We start from the raw sequence: 24,884 nt of genomic DNA, 5'->3' as shown, positions 1-24,884 counted from the left end.
ACCTCTCCCCCCGTACACGCACCCCCAAGGAGCAGCACCATGCGCATCACCGTCTTCGGAGCCGCCGGAAACGCGGGCAGCCGCGTCGTCGCCGAGGCCCTCACCCGGGGCCACGAGGTCACCGCCGTCGTCCGCGACGCCACCCGCTTCGCCGCCCTGCACCCGGGGGCCACGCACCGCGCCGGGGACGCCGGAAACCCGGACCACGTAGCCGAGTTGAGCGCCGGGCAGGACCTCGTCGTCAACGCGACGAGACCCGCCCCCGGCCGGGAGCGCGACCACCCGGCCGTCACCAGATCCTTCCTGGCCGGCCTCGCCGCCCACGCCGCCGCCACGCGCCTCATCGTCATCGGCGGCGCGGGCAGCCTCACGGTCCCCGGCCGCACCGACGGCCGCCTCGCCATCGACGACCCCCGGTACGTCCCGGTGGCCTGGCGGCACATCGCCGAGGCGTCCAACGCCCAGTACGAGGCGCTGCGTTCGGCGGACACGGCCGTCGACTGGACCTACCTCAGCCCCTCCGCCCACTTCGAACCGGGCGCCCGCACCGGCGCGTTCCGCCTCGGCAAGGACGAGCTGCTGGTGGACGGCGAGGGCAACTCGGCCATCTCCATGGAGGACTTCGCCATCGCCCTCCTGGACGAGGCCGAGGCCCCGCGACACCACCGGGCCCGCTTCACGGTCGGCTACTGAGCCGCCAAAAGGCCCTCCGCACCTAACGGTTGACGGACTGGACCTCCTGCACGACCACGTCCTGCGTCCCGCCGAACTCGCCCGGAGGCAGGTCGCCACCCTCCCCCGACGTGCTCGTCCAGCTCACCTTCCAGGTGATCGTGGCCTGGAGCTCGTACGAACCCTCGTGGGAGGAGCGCAGGTACCGGACGCCGCACGGCGGATCCGTGTCCGCGGGGGTGCCCTTGGCGCGCGGCGTGCCGATCCGGCCGTCCACGATCGGGCACTCGCCGGACGCGGGGTACGTCTCGGCGTCCCCCGTCCCCGGTTCGATCTTCAGCGAGACCGGCTCGGCGGTCGTCGTCGCGGAGAGGCCCGTACCGGGCAGGGTCGCGGTCACCGAGGTCTTCTTGAACCGGGCCTTGTCCAGCCAGACCCAGGTCGGCAGATTGACCTTCGTCTCACCCTCCGGCGCCATCTCGATCTCGGTGTCGGGGACGGGAAGCCGGCCGTACGCGTACTCGGCGAGGATCTTGGGCGAGACGGCGAGCGGCTCCTTCGGGGGTTCGCCGTCCTCCACCCAGAAGGGCGCCCGGTCACAGGCCTTGGCCTCGGGTTCGTCCTTGCGGTCCTCGTCGACGGCCGCCGCCCAGAACTTCCCCTCGCCCTGCTTGTCGAGGTTGTAGTTCTTGTACGGGTGGCCTTCCTTGAAGTACGAGTCGAATACTCCGCCCACGACGTCGCCGACCCCGAGGAACTTGAACTGCCGGACCGCCTTGACCGTTGCCTCGATCTGCTTGGGCGTGTACGCGGGCTCGTACCAGCAGGCCGGGCGCTTCCAGTTGCTGTTGGCCGGCGTGAGCGTGCCGGTCTTGGCGGAATTCGGGTTGCCGTCGACCGTGGTCTGGATCCTGGTCCGGATGCCCAGTTCCTTACCCTGGCGGGTGCCTTGCGACTGCTGCCCGGTTCCGACGTCACCGCCGCCGCCGGTGTCACCACCGCCGGCGTGGGCCACGCCGGGGACCAGTGCCACAGCTGCCGCCAGAGCGGGGGCGGCCCATCGGATCGAGGCCCCGCACGCCCTCACGGCGTGCACTTCTTGGACGCGGTGGTCGACGTGACGGAGTCCGTCTGCCAGATGCCCTCGGCGTTCTTCGTCACGCGGGTGTTGACGAACGCGTAGTCACTCGCCGAGCCCTTGATGGACCTGTCCACCGCGCCGGTCTTCAGGTCCTTCGGGTAGGTCTTCGTGCCGTCCTTGCAGTACGTCACCGCCGCCACGCCGTCCTTGAGCATGGTGACCTGACGGTCGTAGTAGCGAATGGTCCCGACGAAGCTCTTCTTCTTCTCCTGGAACCCCTGGACATACTCGGCCGACGACAACAGCCCGTCACCCGCCGCGTAGAACTTCAGCGCCGGATGATCCTTGGCCTTGACGGTCACGGCCTCGATGAGCGAGTTGACCCACCGCTCGTTGTCCGCGAGCACCGCGTCCTTCTTCGGGTCACCGGTCTTGCCACCCTCGAAGACGTTGTGCACGTCCTTCGGCAGCTTGATCTCCGGCCGCTCGACCCCGTCGTCCGACGGCTTCGCGGAAGGTGACGCACCCGTCTCCGTACCCGAGTCCGATCCGGCGATCTTGTCGCTGTCCTTGGACCCGGCGTCGTCGTCACTCCCTCCGCAGGCCGAGAGCGAGACGACTGCCGCGGCGGTCACGGCGGCCGCGGCGAGCAGGGTGGGGCGGCGATTCACGGTCAGCTCCTGGAGTGTGCGTGGGGGGGAAGGGTTCTCTGGAGTGAACCAAGCTATCCATCATCAGAATCCGCTGCCACCGCCGGGGTCACCGTCCACGGCGGAGGCAGCGGGTCGAATACGCGAACACGAAGGGGCCGGCCCGCACCCCGAAAGGCACCGCCCGGCCCCATCACGTGCCGCTCGTCCGCTACTTCTGCTTCGCGGCGAACTTCCAGATCGTCGGCTTCCCGTCTTCCTTCGCCGCCCAGTGGACCTCGAGGTCCTTCGCGCCCGTCGGGACCAGGTACGTCTGGCAGAGGGTGTGGGTCTCGCCCGTCTTCCAGCCCTCCAGCTCCAGGTCGTCCTCGCAGCCGGGCGCGTCCTCGGCGGCGCCGATGAGCAGGCCGCCGCGGGTACCGTCCGCGTAGATCTCCGTCGTGTCCGCCACGTCCGGGACGTCCTTGATCGGGGCGCCGGCCTTGTGCGTGATCTTCATGTGGGCGGTCGCCGCGACCAGGCCCTTCGCCTGCTTCGGATCCGAGACCAGCTTCTTGGTCTCGGCCTCCGTGCCCAGGTCGACCTTCTCCGCGGCGACGTCGTAGGTGACCGCGACGTCGCCCTCCTTCACCTTGCCCGTGGTCTTCTCGCCGGCCTTCAGGGAGGTCGGCTCCGCGGGCTTGTTCTGGGACGTGGACGCGTCCGTCTTCTTGTCGTCCGACTTCTTGTCGTCACCGCCGCCGCAGGCGGTCAGGGCGAGGGCGAGTACGGCGACGGGTGCGGTCGCGCGCAGCGCGGACTTCCTGCTAAGCAAAGAGATCTCCTGGCAGAGGGTGGACCCGCCGCCCGGCACACGGAAGAACCGCGGGCGGCAGGGAGAGCCGTCAGCTTAGGAGTTGGTCACTGGGCGCGTCGAGATCGTTACGGTCCATCGCCGGGCGGGCGTTGGCGATTGCAACGCATTGCGCGAGGCCATCCGCAACCCCGCCGCGTGCAGCGGACTTCGGCGGACGAAATGTTCGCTGGCGCGAAGCGCAATTCCTGTGCTGGCGCCGTGCGGCGCGCCGTCACCGGCCCCAACGCCCGTCTTTTGCACGGCATTTCAGACCATTGCGGCCAGTTGCCGCTACATAACAGTCGCACAACGCATGCAGCCGGCCGGTCGGTCGGCCACCGACTCCCCCCGCGCCGGCCACCCCTTACGCCGCCGCCCGCCGGCCCCCGGACCCCCGCCGTCCCCCGGACCTCCGCCGCGCCCCGTTCGGCCACAGCCTCGGCCGCCGCTTCGCCGCCAGGTCCTCGACCCAGCCCACCGTCACCACCATCAGCCCTATCAACGGCCAGACCAGGACGGTCATCCACAGCATGTACGTCGTGTCGAGCGCCGAGCTCCAGCTCTCGTCCTCCATGAACGGCAGGTCGTACGCCAGGTCGATGATCGGCACCGTCGCCATGATGAGGAGGTTGTGCCAGAGGTAGATCGTGACCGCGCGGTTGTTGGAGAGCGTGACCAGCTTGTCCCACTTCGCCAGCCGGCCCGGCAGCTCCTGCCACGACGGCGCGTACTGGAGCAGGATCACCACGAAGCCGAACGACCACGCCGCCTGCGCCAGCGGGATGTCGTTCAGGTCCCAGCCGTCGGGGCCCAGATGACCCGACGCCCACCACAGGCCGAAGGCCATGACGAGGGCCGACGCCGATACCGCGAGGTAGCGCGGCACCCTCGCCAGTACGCCCTCCTGGTGCGCGAAGCCCAGCACCCAGCAGCTGCCGTACATCGCGAAGTCCGAGACCGCGTTGCCCGTCTCGCCGGGGATGGCGACGACCCCCGTGCCGACCACCGCCGTCAGCCCCAGCGGAGCGAACAGCGTGGCCCACGGGAGCCTGCGGAACGCCCACAGCAGCAGCGGCGAGGCGATGACGAACCACAGGTAGGCGCGGATGTACCAGAGCGGGCCCGCGGCCTGCGCCGGCCAGGTGTCCTCCAGGAGCCCGGCCTTGTCCCCCAGGTTCCACGGGAACGGCGGCGCGCCCACCGGGAACACGTAGTTGGCCATGCTCACCAGGCCCCACGTGCCGCCGTGGTCCGGGTCCTCGCCGATGTCCCAGCCGCCCGCGAAGAGCAGACAGAGCACGACCGCGCTGAACGCCCACATCGGGGGCAGGAGCCGGCGGATGCGGCCCCGGATCACGCCCCACGCCGGACGCTTCAGCGAGCGCGCCATCAGCGAACCCGCCAGCGCGAACATCACGCCCATGGAGGGGAAGACGATCGTCAGCCAGGCCCAGCCGAAGAGGTGGTAGACGACGACACGGACCAGCGCGAGCGAGCGCAACAGGTCCAGATAGCGGTCGCGGCCGGGCTTCTTGGGTGCGGCCGCCACCGGTACGGAGACGGGTGCGGCCACCGGCGGTACGGAGACCGGAGCCGGTGGCACCGGGGCCGGGACATACTCGGGTACGTAACCGTGACTCATGCTCATGCGACGGGCCTCCGCTCGTGCTGGCCCGTCCGCTGCCGCGGGATGGAACCGGGCGCCTCCAGCGCTCCCGTACGCCGGAGCTTCTGCCAGCGCAGCCGGCCTCCGGTGAGAGCGGTTATCCAGGACTGCAGCAGGACGACGTACATCAACTGCCGGTAGAGGACCTGCTGGAGGGGCAGCGAGATCAGGTGGGTCATGCGTTCGCGGTCCAGGCGGAAGGCGTACGCCGCGCAGACCGCCTGGATCGCGAGGACGCCCAGCCAGGCGACGACCGTCTTCTGGGTGGGGCCGAAGACCAGGCCGTACAGCAGGAACACGTCGATCAGCGGCGCCAGGAGCGGTGCCAGGACCATGAAGAGCGAGACCAGCGGCAGGCCGATCCGGCCGAAGCGGCCGGACGGGCCCGACTCGACGACCGCGCGGCGGTGCTTCCAGATCGCCTGCATCGTCCCGTACGACCAGCGGTAGCGCTGCGACCAGAGCTGCTGGACCGACTCCGGGGCCTCGGTCCAGGCGCGCGCCTTCTCCGCGTACACGACGCGCCAGCCGTCGCGGTGCAGCGCCATGGTGATGTCGGTGTCCTCGGCGAGCGTGTCGTCGCTCATGCCGCCGACCCGCTCCAGGGCGGACCGCCGGAAGGCGCCGACCGCGCCGGGGATGGTCGGCATGCAGCGCAGCATGTCGTACATCCGGCGGTCGAGGTTGAAGCCCATCACGTACTCGATGTGCTGCCAGGCGCCGATGAGCGAGTCGCGGTTGCCGACCTTCGCGTTGCCCGCGACGGCGCCCACGCGCGGGTCGCCGAAGGGCTGCACGAGCTCGCGGACGGTGGACTCCTCGAAGACCGTGTCGCCGTCCATCATCACGATGAGGTCGAAGCGGGCGTTGGCGATGCCGCGGTTGAGGGCGGCGGGCTTGCCCGCGTTCTGCTGGCGCACGACGCGTACGTTCGGCAGCCGCAGACCCTCCACGAGCCGCGCCGTGCCGTCCGACGAGCCGTCGTCGACGACGATGATCTCGATGGGGTGGTCGCTCGCCATCAGGGAGCGGACCGTCGCCTCGATGCACTTGGCCTCGTTGTACGCGGGGACGAGGACCGAGACCGGCTCGGTGACTGGCGGCCCCCAGCGGAAGCCGCGCCGCCGCACCCGGCGCGCGTGCACCGCGGAGAGCAGCAGCATCAGCCCGAAGCGGGTGAAGACGAGGACGCCGATGACGGCGAGCGCCACGACGAGCCCGTCGGTGAGGTGCTCGGAGGCGCCGACCAGGAAGACCCAGGCCTTGCCCTTCCACAGCTCGACGCCGCGCACCGGGGTGTGCGCGCTGGGCGCGTCCAGGGATTCGGTGAGGTTGCCGAACCGGTAGCCCTGCTTCTGCAAGTCGGGCAGGAAGCGGTCGAGCGCGGCGACGGTCTGGGAGCGGTCGCCGCCGGAGTCGTGCATGAGGACGACGGCGCCCTCGCCGCCCTGGGGCGTGGCCCTGCGGATGATCTCGTCGACGCCGGGGCGCTTCCAGTCCTCGCTGTCGGTGTTGTTGACGACGGTGAGGTAGCCGCGGCCGCCGATGTAGCGGGTGACCGGGTAGGACTTGTCGTCCATGGCGTCCGCGAAGGACGAGTACGGCGGGCGGAACAGTGAGGTCCGTATCCCTGCGGCGCCGGCCAGGGCGAGCTGGTTCTGCGAGAGCTCCCGGTCGATGCGGCTGTGGGTCTGGTAGGAGAGGTCGGGGTGATTGAAGGTGTGCAGGCCGACCTCGTGCCCCTCGTCCACCATGCGCCGGACGAGCTCGGGGTAGCGCGAGGCCATGGTGCCGGTGACGAAGAAGACGGCGTGGGCGCGGTGTTCCTTCAGGACGTCGAGGACCTTGGGCGTCCACTTCGGGTCGGGGCCGTCGTCGAAGGTGAGCACGAGCCGGTGGTCGGGCACGCTCAGCGTCGTCTCGCGGCCGCCCCGGGTGTCGATGACCGGGCCGCCCTCCAGGATCTTGCGGGGTACGTGGTCGGTGGGCGCCGGGGGTCTGACGCGGTGGTCGGCGGCGATCTCACTGTGCACGTATCCACGCAGCATCAGCATCGCGAGCAGGGCGACGAGCAGCAGCGAGGGCAGCAGGTGGCGCAGGGGGAGGCGGCGGCGCAGCAGACCGGCGCGGGGCGGCTTGGGGCGCCGCCGGGAGCCGCGCTTGCCGGGCGTCCGAGGGCTCGGTGTGGGGGAGCCCGGTGTGGGGGAGCCGGATGCCTGGGAGCCCGGTGTCCGAGGGCTCGGTATGAGGGGGCTCGGTATGAGGGGGCCGGGGGTGTGTCTGTTCGGGGGGAAGGGGGTGTGTCCGTTCGGGGGGAAGCCGCCCGGGGCGGGGTGGTGCGGCCCGTGGCCCGCGCCGCTCTCGGGGTGCCGATCGCCGTTCTGGGCGTGACTGTCCCAGGGGCCGTCGGAACGGCCCCCGGTGGTGCGGGAGTTCATCGCTGTGCGTCCTCCGAGGACGGCTTCATGTCCGTGCCGGACCGATCTGCGGGAGGGGTGTAGACGACGGGGACCTCGCCGGCGCTGCCGCCGCTCCCGCCGCCGTCGGCGCCGGGGTCCGCGGGGTGCGTGGCCGGACCGGTGGGCGGTCCGGCCGGCCCCGCGGGGTCGGGGGCGGGGGCGGGGCCGGGGCCCGCCGTGCCGCCGGTCGGGGCCGGGTCGGTGCCGCCCTGGTGCGCGTCGGGGGCCGGGTCGCCGGTCCTGCCGCCGCTGGAGGGTCCGGCGTCGGGGCGGGTGCCGGACGGGGCGTCGTCATCGCGCCGGGCGGGGCCGGGCTCGCCGTCCTCGCCGGGTGCGCGCGTCGCGCCGGGTCCATCCGTCGCGTCGGACGACGGCGAGGCAGTGGACGAGGAGGAGGGGGCGGACGGGCCGACGGCGTCCGTCGGGCGGTGCGGCGTGTCCACCTTGCTCGCCGGCTTGTCGTCCTTGGGATCGGGCATCGGCACCCAGGGCGCGCTGGAGTTGCCCGAAAACAGCGTGGCGACGATGACCGCCGCGTAGCCCGCGCAGGCGACGCCGACGATCATGCCTATTCGCCGGTACCGCCTGCCGCGCCGGCCCGTCTCGTCGACGAAGACCGGCCCGTCGGCCGCGCCCTCCCTGCCGGGTTCGGCGGGCAGCTCCGCCAGTTGCCGTCCCAGGCCGTCGATCTGAACGGTGACCTCGTTCGGATCGTGAGTATGTCCCGGTAGGGCATCTTCTCGCCAAGTTTCCATGCGTACGCACAACCCCCACATAACCGACTTGGGTGCGCGTACGACCATGAATGACCGCCGTCCGGACCGAGCCCCCACCCGATCCGAGCGCCCCCCTCTATCACACTGCACTCGAGGCATGAATGTAGCGCACCGGAGTGGCGGGCGTGGTTCTCAGTCAGTTCTGACTCACCATGATGAGTGCATCTACGGCGGGAACCCATGTGTTCGAGGGCCGTCGGAGCCACTTCTCCGCAACGGCCAGCTCCGCGGCGGCCGTTCGCAGAGCGGTCATACCGGGGTGAACAAGGCCTTTCCGCCACACCAGCGATACCGGTGAGAGCGGTACGGGATCGATCAGCGGGCGCAGCTCGGCTCCGGGCATGGCCGGAAAATCCACGACCGCGAGGACCGGATTTCGATTTTTCGCCATGACACGTTCGAACTCCTCGGGGCCGACGGCGAGCGGTGCGGGTGGCGCGATCTCGATGCCCCGGCCCGCGAAGAGCAGGCGCGCCAGGTCCGTCCACTCCCGCGTGCCCGGGTTGCCCGCCCCCGCGTACACGGCCTCGCCGGCGAGCGCGTCCAGCGGCACCGCGTCGAGCTCGGCCAGCGGATGGCCGCTCGGCAGCAGCACGGCCATCGGCTCGTACCGCACGGGCTGCTGGGCGAGCCCGGCCCGCAGCGCGGGGTCGAGGCCGGCGAACCGCCCGAAGGCGGCGTCGAGCCGCCCGGCGGCCAGCTCGGCCGCCGCGCCGGTGAGCCCGCTCTCGTACCGGGCCATCAGCTCGCACTCCGGGGCCAGTTCGCGGGCGCGCCGCAGGATGCGCGCGGAGACCAGGCCGGGGCTGTTCAGATCGACGAGCAGCGGGCGCCGCGCGCCGGTGGCGGCGGCGAGCAGTTCCTCTTGGGCGAGCAGCACCCGCCGCGCGTACGGAAGCAGCCGCTCGCCGTCCGGGGTCAGGGTGACCTGCCGCGTCGTCCGCGCGAAGAGTTCGGCGCCCAACTCCCGCTCCAGGCGCCGGACATCACGGCTCAGGGCCTGTTGCGCCACGTACAGCCGGGCCGCCGCCCGGGTGAAGTGCAGCTCCTCGGCGACGGCGACGAAGGCACGCAGCAGCCGGGGATCGACGTCGCGGGGCGCGCCGCCGGGTGCGCCGCCCGGTGTGACGTTCTCTGCGGTCATCGCGGGAACCTACCGCGCGGGGTGTCCGGCGAGCAGCCGCCGGCGGTGGCCGCGGCGGCGGACGAAGGTGACGAGCGCGACGGCGGCGCCGATGCCGACGCCGAGGACCGGCAGGAGGACGGCCGGCACCAGGCCGGCCAGGAACCCGACGTGGCCGTCGGGGTCCCCGATGGCGTACCGGGACGGGCCCTTCGACGAGCAGGTGACCTCGTAGTCGCCCGTGCGCGACACCTCGATGGTGCGCAGCGGGTTCCAGGCCTCGTCGCGGGTGAGGTACACGTCGATTCCCGGGGAGGTGAGCCTGGGGCCGCCCGGCCCGGTGATGTCGCACTCCTGGTCCGGGGACGGGCCCCGTTCGCTGATCCAGATCGCCTTGTCGCTCTCCGGTCCGAGCCGCACGGTGACGGTGTCGCCGTCACGGAACGGGTGACCGGTGTCCACCGCGTCCGTCATGTGCGTGAGCCGGTAGACGCCGATGACCACCCCCAGCACGATCAGCACGGCGGCGGTCAGGGCGGCCGTCACGTACCAATGGCGGCCGGGCCGGAGTTCGTTCGCCGGTATGTGCGGCGGCCGGGTGGTCTGCATCGCCACACCCTAGACGGCGCGCGCACGGCCGCTATGGGACTCACATCGCAGGTGCGTGAATCGGCGGCCAGAAGGTGTTGGACCCCGTCACCCGCCCCCGGTGAGGCTGAGGTCATGCCCAGCGACTCGTCCGGTGGCCCGCGCCGCCCCCGTAACCCCTACGCCCGTCTCTTCGCGATACCCGGCGCCACCGCCTTCACCGTCGGCAACCTCGTCGCCCGCCTGCCCATGGGCATGTTCAGCGTGAGCGCCGTCATCATGATCTCCGGGGCCCGCGGGTCGTACGCGCTGGCCGGCGCCGTCACCGCCACCGGCCTCGCCGCGACCGCCGTCGTCGCTCCCTGGACGGCGCGGCTCGTCGACCGTCACGGCCAGGCCCGCGTCGCCGTCCCCGCCACTCTCGTCGCCGCGCTCGGCTCGCTCTCGCTGCTGCTCTGCGTGCGGTACGGGGCGCCCGACTGGACGCTCTTCGCCTCGTACGCGGCGACGGCCACGACGCCCAACACCGGAGGCATGTCCCGGGCCCGCTGGGCCCACCTCCTGGGCGACGACGCACGGGCCGTGCACACCGCCAACTCCTTCGAACAGGCCGCCGACGAGCTCTGTTTCATGCTCGGCCCGGTCCTCGCCGCCTTCCTGTGCGGCGCGCTCTTCCCCCAGGCGGGCACGTTGACCGGCGTGGTGCTGCTGGTCTCCGGCGTACTGCTCTTCGCCGCGCAGCGCGCGACGGAACCCCCGCCCCGCCTCCGTACGCCCACCACCTCCCACGCACCGCCCGCACCCGCACTCGCGCCCCCGTCGCCGCTCCGCGCCCGCGGAATGGCGCCTCTCCTTGCCGCGTTCCTCGCCACCGGCGCCGTTTTCGGATCCCTTGAGGTCGTCACGATCGCCCACGCCGACGGCCAGGGGCACAAGGCGGCCGCCGGGCTGATCCTCGCCCTCCAGGCCGCGGGATCCTGCGCCGCGGGACTCGTCTACGGCGCCGTGAAACCGCGCGGCCCGCTGGACCGCCGCCACCTCCTGTGCACCGCGGCGATGGCGGCCCTGATGACCCTGCCGCTGCTCGCCGTGGCGGCCTCCGGCTCCCTGCTCGTCCTGGCCGGGGCGCTGCTGGTCGCCGGGATGGCGACCGCGCCGACGATGGTCACCGGGATGACGCTCGTCCAACGGCGCACCCCCGAGGGGCGGTTGAACGAGGGCATGACCCTCGCCGTGACCGGCATCCTCGGGGGCATCGCGTGCGGGGGCGCGGGCGGCGGCTGGGCGGTGGAACGCCTGGGCACCACCGCGGGTTACGGGGTGCCCGTCGCCGCCGCCTGCTGCGCCCTGCTGCTCAGCAGCGCACAGGCTTGCGCCACGAGCACTCCAGGTCGCCGCCGTCCCGCCCGGCCGCGCGCGTCGACCGCGGCGTGACCGCGACGGTCTTGTCCTTCGTCGACGAGGCGAGGGTGACGACGATGGCGTCCTCCAGCGCCTTGACGGACGACGGCAGGTAGTTGTTCAGGATGACGCTGAAGACCAGCTCGCGCCCGTCCTTGTCCTTGACGTAACCGGACAGGGCGGACGCACCGGTCAACGAGCCCGTCTTCGCATGGACGTTGAGCGCCGCCGGGGTCCCGCACATCCGCGTGCGCAGCGTGCCGCCGTCGAACTTGTCCGGGGCGCAGGCCACCGGCAGGGAGGCGTACCAGTCGTCGAACCAGGGCTCGTCCTTCACCGACCGCAGCAGCGCGATGTACTGCTCGGCCGCCACGTTGTCCTTGCGCGAGAGCCCGGACCCGTCGACCTGACGGATCTTCCCCGGATCCACGCCGACGGTCTTCAGATACCCGCCGATGGCGGTGAGCCCGTCCCCCCAACTCCCGGCCCGGCCCGTCGCCTCGTACCCCATGGCCTTGGTGAGGCTCTCCGCGTGCATGTTGTTGGAGAGCTTCATGAAGGGGACCAGGAGGTCCTTGAGCGGCATGGAGTCGTGCGAGGCGAGCTTCTTGGCGCCCTTCGGTGTGCGGAGCCCGGTCCGGGTGGGACCGCCGACCCGCACGCCGTGCGCGGCGAGGGCGTCCCGGAAGACGGCGGCGGCGTACCCGGTGGGCTCCCAGACGGTCACCCACTCCTTGGTGGTCTCCCCGCCGACGGGGACGGTGCCGCTGACGGTGATGCTGTTCTCGCCGTGCCGCCGCTCCACGGCGATGGTGTCGTCGCCGCCCTGCGCGACGGTGCGGGCCCGCAGGTCGATGTCCACGTAGTCGGTCCTGGGCGTGACGCTCACACGCGGCTTGTCCCCGGCACGCGCACCGGGCCGTACCTCGACGATGACGGTGCCCGTGTCGTAGTCGGTGTCGGGCGCGACGCTCAGCGCGCTGATCTGCGCGGCGTAGTACGAGGATTCGTCGTCGCCGCCCCAGGTGTCGCCGACGCGCCGGTCGTCGAACCGGGTGTCGTCGGCGACGAGCCGCCCCGAGACCCGCCGGATCCCCGAGTCGGCGACCTTCGCGGCGAGTTGGTCGTAGTCCTTGGCGAGGGTCGTAGGGTCACCGGTCCCGCGCAGATAAAGATCACCCTTGAACTCCCGGCCACGCCTTACCCCCTCCGCCAGGACGTCGGTGGTGAACCGATGGCCGGGACCGAGCAGCCCCATGGCGGCGGCCGAGGTGAGCAGCTTGGTGTTGGAGGCGGGCATCAGGCGCCCGCTGGAGCGGTGCTGGTACAGGACGTCGCCGGAGGCGGAGTCGGCGACCACGACACTGGCCACGCCGCCCTCCATGCGAGGGTCGCCGAGAATGGTGTCGATGGTCTCGGGAAGCCCGGACCGATCGGAGTCGGCGCCGGCCGTCCCGGCGGCGGAGAGGCCGCCCGCGGCGAGGGCGAGCACGGCGGGCCAGATCCAGTGGCGGGCGTTGACGCGGCGTCTCACGGGTCTCTTCATGACCCTGGAGCATCCCCGACGGGGTCTCGGGGCGACAGCCCCCACGCGGATTCTGGCGTGGTCGCCTGTCGCAGATCCCGGCCCGCCGCTACGCGTCGGATCCCCGGGTGGGGGTTTCCCCCGACTCCCCCTGCGGGCTTCAAACAGTCCCGCCGCTCCGCGGCGGATATATCCCACCCACCCACCCGTTCACCCCGCGACGCAGGGCGGGGGTAGGGGTGGGTGGGCGCACCCCGCCCCATGCGGCTCAGGTCGAGGTGCCGGGGGCGGGCGCTACCCACCGGGAGGCCGCACCCGCCCACCATCGGGAGGGGACGTGGGGGTATGTGCGCACGGAGCACCGAGCCAGCAATAGCAATGTTGTTCGTGAGGCGTGGCGAACAGTGGATGGCGAGTTCGCACATACCCCCGCGGCCCCGCACCCACAAACGGACAGCAGGCGCAGACCCCAGCCCAAGGCGCCCCCGCACCCGCAAACGGGCAACAGGCGCAGACGCCCACCCTCGGCGTCCCGTACCCCCCAACGGGCAGGCGCAGACGCCCACCCTCGGCGTCCCGCCCCCGACCTACACGCCCCCCGGCAACCGCCGCCTCTGTGGCGGCAGCGCCGCCAGCAGCGTCAGCGCCGACGCCGGCCCCGACGGCCCTCCCCCCGACCGCCGGCACACCATCGCATCCGGGTCCCCCGGCGACTGCTGCAAGCTGTACCCCCCAGGACACGTCGGCCCCGACGCCCCCGCCTCACCCCGCGGCCCCGCAGGACCGACAGGCCCCACCGCCCCCTCCGCCCCCGGCGGCCCCGCAGGACCCGCCGACCCTTCAGGCCCCGGCACCCCCTGAGCCCCCTGCGCTCCCTGAACCCCCGGCACCCCCTGCGCCCCCGGAACCCCAGGCTCCCCAGACGCCCCTACCGGCCCCGGCTCACCCTCATCACCACGCGCCCCCCGCAGCCCCCCATCCCCCCGCACACCCTTCTCCCCCGGCTTCCCATCCGCCCCGTTCAACCCATTCGAACCGTCGGACCCCGCCGCCCCCGCCACCCCCGGCGACCCCGCCGGCACCCGAACCCGCTCCAGCAAGTCGTCGATCGCCTCGGAGGGATCCGGCGCAGCCGGAGTGTCCCCGTGGGCCCGCACCTGCGCCCGCAGGGTCCGTACGTCGCGCGCCAGCGTCGACACCGCGTCGCCCCGCCGGTCCGCCTCCACCGCGAACCGGTCCGCCCGCCGGTCCCCCGCGTCGATGCGCGCCCACAACAGCGCCGCGACACCGGAGAGCGCGAGCAGGACGCAGACCAGGAAGACACGGCGCCAGCGGCGGGCCAGAAGTCGCTCGAGCTGGGTCACGGCGTGCCTCCGAGCCGTTGGTTGGCGATGAGCAGCCGCGCGATCTCGCTCTGGTCGTGCGCGTGCAGAGCGTTCAACTCCGCCAGCTTCACGTCACGTTCGGCGACCTGCCGCTCCAGCCGGTCCCGCTCCGTCTGGAGCTTCTCCGTGAGACTGGAGTAACCGGTGAGCGCGTTCTCGCCGCGCTTGCCGAGATACGCGACCACCGCCGCGCCGAGCACTCCGAGACTGGCCACCAGTGAACCGAAGAGAGTGACGGTGGCATCCAAGCGACTGCCTCCTGCACATGCGTACTCAGCCCGGCCCCTGTGCCGCCCGACTGTGGGACATAACCTGCACTCTGCTGCAGTAACGAATCACTCGCCCAGAAGATGTGCCCCACTTTCCGAGGCACACCGCATTCGCGCGCACGGCACAGAACGCACGGCATGGAACGCACGGCATGGAAAAAGCCCCCCGGCCGATGGCCGAGGGGCTCTGTCCTCACATGGGAATTGTGGAGATGGCGGGAATCGAACCCGCGTCCAACGGTGCAGAACCAGGGCTTCTCCGAGCGCAGTTCGCTGCGATTTTCTCGGCCCCGGAGATCTCGCGAACAAGTCTCCGACGGGCCCAGTCACTGTTTGATTTCCCGTCGCACCCCGTGACCGGGTGCGGCGGTTTAGTTCCCTAGATTATGCCAGGATCCGGGTCGGGAACATCCCCGGGCTGACACCCATTTAGGGTCCTTCAGTCACTGCTTATTAGGCAGCGAGGGCGAAGGACTGGGAATCGCTCTTGGAATTGGCGATTATTTGTTGCGACATATGGTTTACGAGATCATTGCCGCTTCCTCGGCTCGCTTCCCCTGCTTCGACATCCGCTGTCGAAACCGATCATCCCCATGTTGATTTTTCAATGTGGATCTCTCGATCCTGGGCCCAGAGGCCCGGGCGCCCCGTCTTCAGCGGGGCAAGACCCATCGTACGTGACCAACGCACGACGGTGCCAGCCTATTCCTCCGGTGCCGCCCGCGGACGACGCCCTCAGGCGATGCCCTGCCGGCGCCGCACCTCGGACACCGCGCGGTTCGTCTCCCTCGTGTCCTGCTTCTCCCGCAGCGTCTGCCGCTTGTCGTACTCCTTCTTGCCCTTGGCCAGGGCGATCTCGACCTTGACCCGGCTGTCCTTGAAGTACAGCGAGAGCGGCACGATGGTGTGCCCCGACTCCTGCGACTTCGACTCCAGCTTGTCGATCTCCGCGCGGTGCAGCAGAAGCTTCCGCTTCCGCGTGGCCGAGTGGTTGGTCCAGGTGCCCTGCACGTACTCCGGGACGTGGATGTTGTGCAGCCACGCCTCACCGCGGTCGATGTGCACGAACCCGTCCACCAGGGAGGCCCGGCCCAGCCGCAGCGACTTGACCTCGGTGCCCATCAGCACCAGGCCGCACTCGTAGGTGTCCAGGATGTGGTAGTCGTGCCGCGCCTTCTTGTTCTGCGCGACGATCTTCCGGGCGGGTGCCTTCTCGGCGGCCTTCGCGGCCTTGCGCTTTACCTTTTCCTTCGCCATAGTGCGGCCATTTTCGCACTACGAGGGGGGTCCGAGGCCAGTCAATACTGTCTCGGCCCGCTTCGCGGCCCCCTCCTCGGCCTCCAGGTCCGGCGTGATGCCCCTGCCGTCGACCGCACGCCCCGAAGGCGTGCGGTAGTGGCCGACGGTCAGCTCGGCGACGGATCCGTCCGGCAGCCGGCTCGGCATCTGCACCGCGCCCTTGCCGAAGGTCCTGGACCCCACCACGACCGCGCGGCCGCGGTCCTGCAGGGCGCCGGTGAGGAGTTCGGCCGCGCTCATCGTGCCGCCGTCGACCAGGGTGACCAGGGGCCGCGCGGTGTCGCCGCCGCGCCGGGCGTGCAACGCCTTCTCCTGTCCCCGTACGTCGTACGTGGCGACCAGACCGCCGTCGACCAGGGCGGACGCGGCGGTGACCGCCTCCGAGACCAGGCCTCCGGAGTTGCCGCGCAGGTCGAGGAGTATGCCCGCGCCGTCGGGTGCCCGGCGCACCGCCTTGCGCACGGCCTCGCCGGAGCCCTTGGTGAACGCCGCGACCCTGATCAGGACGGCGCCGCTGGGCAGCTGGGTGACGGTGACGGGGTCCGTGGAGACGTGCGCCCGGTGCAGGGTCTCGCGCCACGCGCGCGTGCCGCGCTGCACGCCGAGGACGACCGGGGTGCCCGCGCGGTCGCCGCGCAGCAGGCCGAGGACCTCGGTGACGGGGCGCCCTGTGACGTGCTCGCCGTCGACGGAGCGCAGCCGGTCGCCCTCACGGAGCCCGGCCCGGTCCGCGGGCCCGCCGCGCCGCACCCGGGAGACCTCGATGCGACCGTCGGCCGCACGCCGGGCCCAGAGGCCGACGCCCGTGTAACCGCCGCCGAGCGCCTTCTCGAACTCCTGGAACTCCCCGGGCGAGTACACCGATCCCCAGCGGTCCCCGCTGCGGCTGACGGCCTCCTCGGCGGCCTTCTTGCCGGACTTGCCGTCGGCCATGGCCTCGGCGGCCGCGTCGGCGGCGTCGTCCGCGGTGTCGGTGTCGCCGCCGGCGCCGTCGGCGGGCGGGGCGAGGGCGTCGGAACGGACCGACGGAGATGGCGCGTTCCGGCCCTCGTCCGCCGCGTCGCTCCACGATCCGGTGGCCGCGCCGGTCACCAGGACGCTCGCGAAGACCAACGTCAGGGTCGCCCCGCGGCGGATGCGGCGGGGCGCGGAGATCCGATCGGCGAACCGGTCGAGGCCTGACATGCCGGTGAGTCTAGGACAACGAAGGGCGCCGTACGGCGGGTTGAACCGTACGGCGCCCGGACACACAGAGGGCTCTTGTCACACCTTCAGGTACTTGCGCAACGCGAAGAACGCGGCAAGCGCGGGCATCAGCAGGCCGATCGCGAGCACCAGCGGCAGCTTCGCGAGGACCGCGTCCCAGCCGATGAAGTTGATCAGGTTGATCTTCTCGGAGAGTTCGAGACCGTGGTCGATCATGAAGTACCGGCCGACGAGCAGCATTCCGCAGGCGAGTCCGCCGCCGATGAGACCGGCGACGGCGGCCTCCATGATGAACGGCATCTGGATGTAGAAGCTGGACGCGCCGACCAGGCGCATGATGCCGGTCTCGCGCCGGCGGCTGAAGGCCGAGACGCGCACGGTGTTGACGATCAGCATCAGCGCGACGACGAGCATGAGCGCCATCACCGCCACGGCCGCCCAGTTCATGCCGTTCAGGAGCCCGAAGAGGTTGTCGAGATAGCCCTTCTGGTCCTGCACCTCCTGGACGCCGTCACGGCCGGAGAAGGCGGTCGCGACCACCTGGTACTTCTCCGGGTCCTTGAGCTTGATGCGGTACGACTCCTGCATCTGGTCCGGCGTCAGCGAGCTGGACAGCGGGGAGTCGCCGAACTGCTCCTTGTAGTGCTTGTACGCCTCGTCCGCCGACTCGTGGACGACCTTCTCCACGACGGGCATCTTCTTCAGATCGCCGAGGATCTGGTCCTTCTGCTCGTTCGTGACGGCGCCCTTGGCGCACTTGGGGTCCTGTTCGGCGTCGGCCTTGTTGCACAGGAAGATCGAGACGTTGACCTTGTCGTACCAGTAGCCCTTCATCGTGCTCACCTGGTCACGCATGAGCAGCGAGCCGCCGAACAGGGCGAGCGAGAGCGCTACGGAGACGATGACCGCGAAGGTCATCGTGAGATTCCGGCGGAGACCGACGCCGATCTCCGACAGGACGAACTGGGCGCGCATGGCGGCCTTTCAGTGGATCAGGTGGATCAGGTGGATCAGACGGTACGAGCGGGGGCGGGCCCGTCGGCGGGACGGGACCGTCAGTGCTGGTAGCCGTAGACGCCGCGCGACTGGTCGCGGACGAGACGGCCCTTCTCCAGCTCGATGACCCGCTTGCGCATCTGGTCCACGATCTGCTGGTCGTGGGTGGCCATCACGACGGTGGTGCCGGTCCGGTTGATCCGGTCGAGCAGCTTCATGATGCCGACGGACGTCTGCGGGTCGAGGTTGCCGGTCGGCTCGTCGGCGATGAGGAGCTTGGGGCGGTTGACGAACGCGCGGGCGATCGCGACGCGTTGCTGCTCACCGCCGGAGAGCTCGCCCGGCATCCGGTCCTCCTTGCCGCCGAGGCCCACGAGATCGAGGACCTGGGGCACGGACTTGCGGATCTCGCCGCGGGACTTGCCGATGACCTCCTGCGCGAAGGCCACGTTCTCGCCGACGGTCTTGTTGGGCAGGAGACGGAAGTCCTGGAAGACGGTGCCCAGCTGGCGCCGCATGTGCGGCACCTTCCAGTTGGACAGCCGCGCGAGGTCCTTGCCGAGGACGTGCACCTGGCCGTGGCTGGTGCGCTCCTCGCGCAGGACGAGCCGCAGGAAGGTGGACTTTCCGGAGCCGGATGACCCCACCAGGAAGACGAACTCGCCCTTCTCGATCTCGAGGGAGACGTCCCTGAGCGCGGGGCGGGTCTGCTTCGGATAGGCCTTGGAGACGTTGTCGAATCGGATCACGGATGCACCACGGGTTGCCGGGGGTAGGTGAGCGTGACCCTACGCGAAGGCGGTGTGCGAGCGCAGTCGGCGTCCTAAGTTGCGCGAATTGTCTCGGAAGTGCCCGGGAAACGCGAGAGTGGCGACCGGGTGCACGGAACGGTCGGAAACCGTCGGAAGGCGGCGGGCCGCGCCGAAATCCACGGAAGCTGGCACAGTGGTAGGGGGAACGATTGGGTCCCCCTCAGCGTTGGGCAGGCTGAGACTGTGCGGGAGGAGAAGCGCATGACCCTGGATCGGTTGGTATGCGCGAACTGCGCAGCGCCCGTCAACGAAGGCCGCTGCCCCGTGTGCCGGGCCAATCGCGAGCGCTTGCAGCAGGAGGGGCCCTTCGCGGGCCTCAATCCCGCGGCCCTGATAGCGCTGCTCGTGGTGCTGATCGCGGCGGTGGCGCTGCTGGCGCACCAGAGCGCGTAACGGCGCGGAGCCCGCGGAAGGACGCGGCCGCCCGGCCACGGAGCGTCACGGCACGCACCGACGGAGTCACAGAGAAGGGCCCGGAGCTCGATGGAGCTCCGGGCCCTTCTTTCACACGTACGTGGCGTACGTCACCGCCTGGTTCAGGCAGCGGCGCCGCGGTTGCCGACGACGCGCGGCAGGAAGCGGAAGCCGATGCCGCCGGCGATCATCGTCGCGGCGCCCAGCAGCAGGAACGTGGTCTCGGTGGCGCCGGTCTCGGCGAGCTCGCCGCCCTTGCCCTTGGCGGCCGCCTGGTCGGCGTGGTTGCCGCCCTGCTCCACGGGCCGGGAGCCGGTGTCGGACAGGCTGTCCTTGCCCTTGCCCTGCTCGACGGGGTTGGCGCCGCCGTCGGGGTCGTTGTCGTTGCCGCCGTGGCCGCCACCGTTGCCGTTGTTGCCGCCGTCACCGTTGCCCGGGTCGGTCGGGTCCGTGGGGTCGGTCGGGTCGCTGGTGGGCTGCGTCGGGTCCGGGTCCTCGGTGGGCTCGGTCGGTTCCCCGGTCGGCTCCTCCGGGTCGGTGGGCTCTCCGGTCGGCTCCTCCGGGTCGGTGGGCTCCCCGGTGGGCTCGTCCGGGATCGACGTAGGTTCGTCTCCCGGCTGCTGCACGCCCACGTCCACGCCCACACCGCTCTCGTCGGCGTGGGCGCCGACGCCCACACCACCGAGGTCGACACCGACGTCGAGGGCCGAGGCGGCACCCGCGGCGGTCAGCGAGGCACCGGCGGCGATCACCGCACCGGCAGCTATTCGCGCGACACGGATCCGCGTCTTCTTGGTCATCTGGCTGCTACCCCCAGTAGCTCATGTGTCAGAGAGGCAGCGTCCGGGGCTGCGTTCCGCCGGGGGCGGTTCGCTCAGCCCCCACAGATCCCACGCGCCCCAGGAATACGCATGCCGCGCGCTAGCTTTTCCGCATTTCGCAGCAGCGTCAAGGTCGTTGCGGGCGCGATGCCCGATATGGGGGCAGTTGACCGTCCTACGGACATGTGACTGTGACGTAAAAGGCAACTGCCGCCTCTTGGGCGGCAGTTGCCTTGTCGATAAAGCCGTTCTCGGGCGGCTTTTACTTCTCCTGCTGCTTGCGCCAGCGAATTCCGGCTTCGAGGAAACCGTCGATCTCGCCGTTGAACACCGACTCCGGGTTGCCGACCTCGAACTCCGTCCGCAGGTCCTTCACCATCTGGTACGGGTGCAGGACGTACGAACGCATCTGGTTGCCCCAGGAGTTGCCGCCGTCGCCCTTGAGCGCGTTCATCTTCGCCTGCTCCTCCTGGCGGCGGCGCTCGAGGAGCTTGGCCTGGAGGACGTTCATCGCGGTCGCCTTGTTCTGGATCTGCGAGCGCTCGTTCTGACAGGAGACGACGATGCCGGTCGGCAGGTGGGTCAGGCGCACCGCGGAGTCGGTGGTGTTGACGCCCTGGCCGCCGGGGCCCGACGAGCGGTACACGTCGACGCGCAGCTCGCTCTCGTCGATCTCGATGTGGTCGGTCTGCTCGACCACGGGGAGGATCTCGACGCCGGCGAAGGAGGTCTGGCGGCGGCCCTGGTTGTCGAAGGGCGAGATGCGCACGAGGCGGTGGGTGCCCTGCTCGACGGAGAGCGTGCCGTAGGCGTACGGGACGTTGACGGCGAAGGTGGTCGACTTGATGCCGGCCTCTTCCGCGTACGACGTCTCGTAGAGCTCGGTCTTGTAGCCGTGGCGCTCCGCCCAGCGCAGGTACATGCGCTGGAGCTTCTCGGCGAAGTCGGAGGCGTCGACGCCGCCGGCCTCGGCGCGGATGGTGACGACGGCCTCACGGGCGTCGTACTCCCCGGAGAGGAGGGTCCTGACCTCCATCTCGTCCAGCGCCTTCTTGACGGACTCGAGCTCGGACTCGGCCTCGGCGCGGGTGTCCGGGTCGTCCTCCTCCTCGGCCATCTCGAACAGCACGCCGAGGTCGTCGATGCGCCCACGGAGCGCCTCGGCCTTCCTGACCTCCGCCTGGAGGTGGCTCAGCTTGCTGGTGATCTTCTGCGCCGCGTCGGGGTCGTCCCAGAGGGACGGTGCGGCTGCCTGCTCCTCGAGCACGGCGATATCGGCCCTCATCTTGTCGAGGTCCAGGACGGCCTCGATCGACTCCATGGTCGAGGAGAGGGACTTGAGCTCTTCGGATACATCGACGACTGCCACGACTCCAGCGTAACGGTTCCGGCAACGGTGGGACGGCGCCCCCTCCGGGGCCAGGGGTTCTCCCCCCTGCGGGCCGTCACAGCGTGCTCGCGCAGTTCCCCGCGCCCCTTAAGCCTTCGTCTGCGGGTCGTCTCGGGTTGCTCGCGCAGTTCCCCGCGCCCCTGACTCACCCTCCGGCTGCCCGGCGAGGTCCGGCTCCCCTTCTCGTCGCAGGCCCCCGCAGACCCCCCAGGGGCGCGGGGAACTGCGCGAGCAACCACCATCCACCCGCACACGACACGAGTGAGCGACCACCCCAGGGGCGCGGGGAACTGCGCGACAAGCCCCCACCCACCCGCACACGAACGGTTAAGGGGCGCGGGGAACTGCGCGACAAGCCCCCACCCACCCGCACACGAACGGTTAAGGGGCGCGGGGAACTGCGCGAGCAACCCCCACCCACCCGCGGACGCGCACCCGCGGTCAGGGGGTTTGGGGGGCCGAGTTGCCCGGGGCCGAGGGGGCCGGGTCGTCGTCGCTCGTGGCGATCCACGTGCCTACCCCGGCCGCGGCCACCAGGACCACCCCCGCCACGCCGAGCGTGATCCGGCGCCGCCGCGCCGAGGCCCGGTGCTTGGCGGAGCCGGGGCGGGCCGTGCCCGAGGCGCGGGGCGCGCGGGCCGTGCCGCGGGCGCCGCCGGCCAGCTCGTCGGGGCCCGGCACCCGCATCGAGGTGTGGGTGTCGCGGTTGGAGTCGGCGGACGCGGAGCCCGGGACGAGGGGGACCGCGCCGCGCCGCGGGGCGCTCTCGCGGGGCTCGGGGGCGGAGTCCTCGTACGCCTCCTCGGCCTGCGCGGACTCCGTCTCCGGCTCGTCGACGTCCAGCGGCGGCATCCCGGCGACCAGCGGCAGCAGCTCCCGCAGCCGGGCGGCCAGCTCGGAGGCGCGCAGCCGGGACGCGGGGGCCTTGGCCAGGCACTGGACGAGGAGCTGCCAGAGCTCCTCGGGGATGCCCGGGAGGGGGACCACCGTCTCGGTGACGTGGCGCCGCAGGACCGCCCCGGGGTGCCCGCCGCCGAACGGCGTGAAGCCCGCGAGGAGTTCGTACAGGACCGTGGCGAGCGCGTAGATGTCGACGGCGGCGCGCGGCGGCAGGCCCTCGATGATCTCGGGGGCGAGGTAGTCGGGGGTGCCGATGATCTTCGTCGCGCGGGTGCGGCGCGGGGAGTCGATCAGCTTGGCGACGCCGAAGTCGGTGAGGAGGGCCGGGTGCGCGCCGCCGGGGCCGAGGGCGCCCTGCATGTCGAGGAGGACGTTCTCGGGCTTCACGTCGCGGTGCACGATGCCCGCGGCGTGCGCGGCGGCGAGGCCGTCGGCGACGTCCGCCACGATGGCGACGGCGGCCTCGGGGGCCATGCGCCGCTCGCGGTCGAGGCGGGTGCGCAGGTCCGTGCCGCGCACGAGGTCCATGACCAGGGCGAGGTCGTTGCCGTCGACCACCAGGTCGTGCACGCCGACCACGCGCGGGTGGTCGAGGCTGAGCAGAGCCGTGCGCTCCTGGACGAAGCGGCCGACGAGTTCCTGGTCGGACGCCAGGTCCTCGCGCAGCAGCTTGATGGCGACCGGGCCCTCGGGTCCGTCGCCGAGCCACACCGTGCCGGCGCTGCCACGGCCCAGGATCTGGTGGGCGGTGTACCGGCTGCCGATCTTGCGCGTCAAGACTGCTCCTACGGATGCGTGTTGGCGACAAAACTACGCGGCCTTGCCGCCAACCTTCACTCCGGGAGCGGAAATCACCCTGCAGATGTCGACAAATCCCCGAAGTCGTCCGGGGATTGCCGTGCGGGCGGGGCGTCCGTGCGCGGCTACTTGCCGCCGATCTTGCCCATCCAGCCGCTGACCGTGTGGTACCAGTCCGTCAGCTGCTCCCAGTACCCCTTCGTCGTGCCGATCCAGTCCTGGAGCGGGCTGAACTCCCAGACCAGCCAGCTCGCGACGAAGAGGATGAGGATCGTGAACAGGCAGCCCTTGAGGCAGCCGAGACCCGGGATCTTCATCGGGTTGGCGCTGCGCCTGCGGGGCTCGCGCGGCTCCCGCGCGGGGCGCGGTTCGGCCTGCCGGGGCGTGGCCGGCTGCGGCGGCGGCGCGTACTGCTGGGGCTGATGCTGCGGCTGGGGCTGGTGCTGCTGCGGCGCCGGGGCGTACTGCTGCTGGCGCTGCCCGCGCGGCTGCTGCGGCGCGTACTGCTGGGGGCGCTGCTGCGGCGGCTGCTGGGGGCGGGCCACCTGGCGCTGGGGGCGGCGGCGCAGCGGGTCGTCGTTCGGGTCCAGGTGCGCCTGGTACTGGGTCTGTTCGTTGCGGTCGCGGGCCGCGGCCATCTGGCTCTGCCAGGGGTGCGGGTCGTTCGGGCCACCGGGGCCGTTCGGCGGGACCGGCGGCATGACCGCGGTCGGGTCGGCGGCGCCGGGGCCGGTCGGCAGCACGGACGTCGGGTCGGCGTCCGGGGAGCCCGCTCCGTGGCCGCCGGTGTTCCGCATGACGCTGGTCGGCGCGCTCGGGTCGTACGAACCCGCGTTGCTCGGCAGCACCTGCGTGGGGTCGGCGGCGCCGGGGGCGTCGGGCACCTGGGCCGGCGCGGGGTCCGGCATGAGCAGGGCGCCCACGCCCTCCGCGGCGGCGATCTGGGCCGGGGTCGAGTGCACGCCGACGCCCTCGGCGACGGCGCGCAGGCCGCGGGCGAGGTTCTCGGCGCTGGGCCTGCGGTCGGGGTTCTTGTCGAGGCAGCGCTCGATGACCGTCCACAGCGGGTCGGGGACGGTCGAGGGGCGGCGCGGCTCGGCGCTGAGGTGCTGGTGCAGAACTTCGAGCGCGGAGCCGCCGGAGAACGGCGGGCGGCCGGTGACCAGCTCGTACAGCAGGATGCCCGCGCCGTAGATGTCGACGGCGCTGGTCTGCGGACGGCCCTCGGCGGACTCCGGCGCCACGTAGGCGGGCGTGCCGACGAACTCGTGGGTGCGGGTCAGGCCCGGGGAGTCCGCGAGGCGCGCGATGCCGAAGTCGGTGAGCATCGGGTGCATGCCCTGGTCGTCCTGTTTGACCAGGACGTTCGCGGGCTTCAGGTCGCGGTGCACGACGCCGTCGGCGTGGCTCGCGGCCAGCGCGTCGGCGATCTGGGCGGTCAGCAGGGCCGCGGCGACCGGCGTGAAGGGGCCGTTCTCGCGCAGGTAGCGGTGCAGGTCGGGGCCGTCGACGAGGTCCATGACCAGGGCGAGGAGATCGCCCTCGACGACCAGGTCGCGGGTGCGGACGATGTTCTCGTGGGTCAGCCTGAGCAGCACGGACCGCTCTCTGAGGAAGCGCATCACGACGTCCGCGTCGTTGGCGAGCTCTTCCTTGAGGACCTTGATCGCGACGGTCTCGCCGGGCTGGCCGGGAACGGCCGCCTCGGCGCCCGCGGTCTCCCGCTGGCGGGCTCGCCAGACGGTGCCCGTGGCGCCGCGCCCGAGCGGCTCCTCGAGCAGGTACTTGCTGCCTACCGGCCGCACGTCATGCGCTCCC

The 24,884-nt window shown here is 71.5% G+C and carries 21 protein-coding genes and 1 other RNA gene; 3 read left to right on the top strand and 19 right to left on the bottom strand.

Annotated elements, in window-relative coordinates; translation table 11 throughout:
- Positions 1-39 precede the first annotated feature (39 nt).
- Complete coding sequence (locus ACZ6CV_RS22520; RefSeq protein ID WP_469252531.1) at positions 40-693, top strand: NAD(P)-dependent oxidoreductase; 654 nt, start codon at positions 40-42, stop codon at positions 691-693.
- Between the two features lie 22 nt (positions 694-715).
- Here the strand turns inward: ACZ6CV_RS22520 and ACZ6CV_RS22515 are convergent, their stop codons facing one another.
- From ACZ6CV_RS22515 to ACZ6CV_RS22480, 8 genes are all read right to left on the bottom strand, one after another.
- Positions 716-1,705: a hypothetical protein gene (locus ACZ6CV_RS22515; RefSeq protein ID WP_469252530.1), complete on the bottom strand. Its 990-nt coding sequence runs from the start codon at positions 1,703-1,705 to the stop codon at positions 716-718.
- Between the two features lie 50 nt (positions 1,706-1,755).
- A complete protein-coding gene (locus ACZ6CV_RS22510; protein WP_469252529.1) occupies positions 1,756-2,424 on the bottom strand; it encodes a hypothetical protein in 669 nt (222 codons plus the stop codon).
- A 190-nt stretch (positions 2,425-2,614) separates the two neighbouring features.
- Positions 2,615-3,217, bottom strand: coding sequence for a hypothetical protein (locus tag ACZ6CV_RS22505; RefSeq protein ID WP_469252528.1), 603 nt, complete (start codon positions 3,215-3,217; stop codon positions 2,615-2,617).
- Positions 3,218-3,602: 385 nt separating this feature from the next.
- Positions 3,603-4,880, bottom strand: coding sequence for an acyltransferase family protein (locus ACZ6CV_RS22500; protein WP_469252740.1), 1,278 nt, complete (start codon positions 4,878-4,880; stop codon positions 3,603-3,605).
- 2 nt (positions 4,881-4,882) lie between these two features.
- Positions 4,883-6,958, bottom strand: a complete 2,076-nt coding sequence (locus tag ACZ6CV_RS22495; RefSeq protein WP_469252739.1) for a glycosyltransferase — start codon at positions 6,956-6,958, stop codon at positions 4,883-4,885.
- A gap of 380 nt (positions 6,959-7,338) precedes the next feature.
- On the bottom strand, positions 7,339-8,118 hold the full coding sequence (locus ACZ6CV_RS22490; protein ID WP_469252527.1) for a hypothetical protein: 780 nt from the start codon (positions 8,116-8,118) through the stop codon (positions 7,339-7,341).
- A 157-nt stretch (positions 8,119-8,275) separates the two neighbouring features.
- Positions 8,276-9,283, bottom strand: a complete 1,008-nt coding sequence (locus ACZ6CV_RS22485; RefSeq protein WP_469252526.1) for a LysR family transcriptional regulator — start codon at positions 9,281-9,283, stop codon at positions 8,276-8,278.
- A gap of 9 nt (positions 9,284-9,292) precedes the next feature.
- Positions 9,293-9,871 (bottom strand): hypothetical protein, encoded by a 579-nt coding sequence (locus ACZ6CV_RS22480; protein ID WP_469252525.1) that lies wholly within the window; start codon positions 9,869-9,871, stop codon positions 9,293-9,295.
- A 114-nt stretch (positions 9,872-9,985) separates the two neighbouring features.
- Here ACZ6CV_RS22480 and ACZ6CV_RS22475 point away from each other — a divergent pair, with 114 nt between their 5' ends.
- A complete protein-coding gene (locus ACZ6CV_RS22475; RefSeq protein ID WP_469252524.1) occupies positions 9,986-11,284 on the top strand; it encodes an MFS transporter in 1,299 nt (432 codons plus the stop codon).
- Here the strand turns inward: ACZ6CV_RS22475 and dacB are convergent.
- The 7 genes from dacB to ftsE all read right to left on the bottom strand — a co-directional run bounded on the left by dacB (position 11,205) and on the right by ftsE (position 18,680).
- Positions 11,205-12,797, bottom strand: coding sequence for a D-alanyl-D-alanine carboxypeptidase/D-alanyl-D-alanine endopeptidase (dacB, locus tag ACZ6CV_RS22470; RefSeq protein WP_469252523.1), 1,593 nt, complete (start codon positions 12,795-12,797; stop codon positions 11,205-11,207). The genes ACZ6CV_RS22475 and dacB overlap by 80 nt on opposite strands.
- Positions 12,798-14,136: 1,339 nt before the next feature.
- Positions 14,137-14,409, bottom strand: coding sequence for a hypothetical protein (locus tag ACZ6CV_RS22465; protein WP_355816756.1), 273 nt, complete (start codon positions 14,407-14,409; stop codon positions 14,137-14,139).
- Positions 14,410-14,634: 225 nt separating this feature from the next.
- Positions 14,635-15,023, bottom strand: a transfer-messenger RNA (tmRNA) gene (ssrA, locus tag ACZ6CV_RS22460).
- Between the two features lie 142 nt (positions 15,024-15,165).
- Positions 15,166-15,687, bottom strand: coding sequence for an SsrA-binding protein SmpB (smpB, locus tag ACZ6CV_RS22455; protein WP_362368450.1), 522 nt, complete (start codon positions 15,685-15,687; stop codon positions 15,166-15,168).
- An 18-nt stretch (positions 15,688-15,705) separates the two neighbouring features.
- Positions 15,706-16,914 carry a S41 family peptidase gene (locus tag ACZ6CV_RS22450; RefSeq protein WP_469252522.1) on the bottom strand — a complete coding sequence of 403 codons (1,209 nt, stop codon included), beginning with the start codon at positions 16,912-16,914 and terminating at the stop codon, positions 15,706-15,708.
- Between the two features lie 78 nt (positions 16,915-16,992).
- Entirely contained in the window at positions 16,993-17,910 is a 918-nt protein-coding gene (ftsX, locus tag ACZ6CV_RS22445) for a permease-like cell division protein FtsX (protein ID WP_358705669.1), read from the bottom strand.
- A gap of 80 nt (positions 17,911-17,990) precedes the next feature.
- Positions 17,991-18,680 carry a cell division ATP-binding protein FtsE gene (gene ftsE, locus ACZ6CV_RS22440; protein ID WP_055569411.1) on the bottom strand — a complete coding sequence of 230 codons (690 nt, stop codon included), beginning with the start codon at positions 18,678-18,680 and terminating at the stop codon, positions 17,991-17,993.
- A 264-nt stretch (positions 18,681-18,944) separates the two neighbouring features.
- Between ftsE and ACZ6CV_RS22435 the strand changes: the two genes are divergently transcribed.
- A complete protein-coding gene (locus ACZ6CV_RS22435) occupies positions 18,945-19,136 on the top strand; it encodes a hypothetical protein (RefSeq protein ID WP_362368444.1) in 192 nt (63 codons plus the stop codon).
- A 143-nt stretch (positions 19,137-19,279) separates the two neighbouring features.
- Here the strand turns inward: ACZ6CV_RS22435 and ACZ6CV_RS22430 are convergent, their stop codons facing one another.
- The 4 genes from ACZ6CV_RS22430 to ACZ6CV_RS22415 all read right to left on the bottom strand — a co-directional run bounded on the left by ACZ6CV_RS22430 (position 19,280) and on the right by ACZ6CV_RS22415 (position 24,871).
- Positions 19,280-19,957: an LPXTG cell wall anchor domain-containing protein gene (locus ACZ6CV_RS22430; RefSeq protein WP_469252521.1), complete on the bottom strand. Its 678-nt coding sequence runs from the start codon at positions 19,955-19,957 to the stop codon at positions 19,280-19,282.
- 283 nt (positions 19,958-20,240) lie between these two features.
- Positions 20,241-21,347 carry a peptide chain release factor 2 gene (gene prfB / locus ACZ6CV_RS22425; protein WP_355816739.1) on the bottom strand — a complete coding sequence of 369 codons (1,107 nt, stop codon included), beginning with the start codon at positions 21,345-21,347 and terminating at the stop codon, positions 20,241-20,243.
- Between the two features lie 462 nt (positions 21,348-21,809).
- A complete protein-coding gene (locus ACZ6CV_RS22420) occupies positions 21,810-23,045 on the bottom strand; it encodes a serine/threonine-protein kinase (protein ID WP_469252520.1) in 1,236 nt (411 codons plus the stop codon).
- A 146-nt stretch (positions 23,046-23,191) separates the two neighbouring features.
- Positions 23,192-24,871, bottom strand: coding sequence for a serine/threonine-protein kinase (locus tag ACZ6CV_RS22415; protein WP_469252519.1), 1,680 nt, complete (start codon positions 24,869-24,871; stop codon positions 23,192-23,194).
- Positions 24,872-24,884 lie beyond the last annotated feature (13 nt).

Source organism: Streptomyces sp. NPDC041713 (genome assembly GCF_055591085.1).
This window is presented reverse-complemented; position numbering and strand designations above follow the sequence as displayed.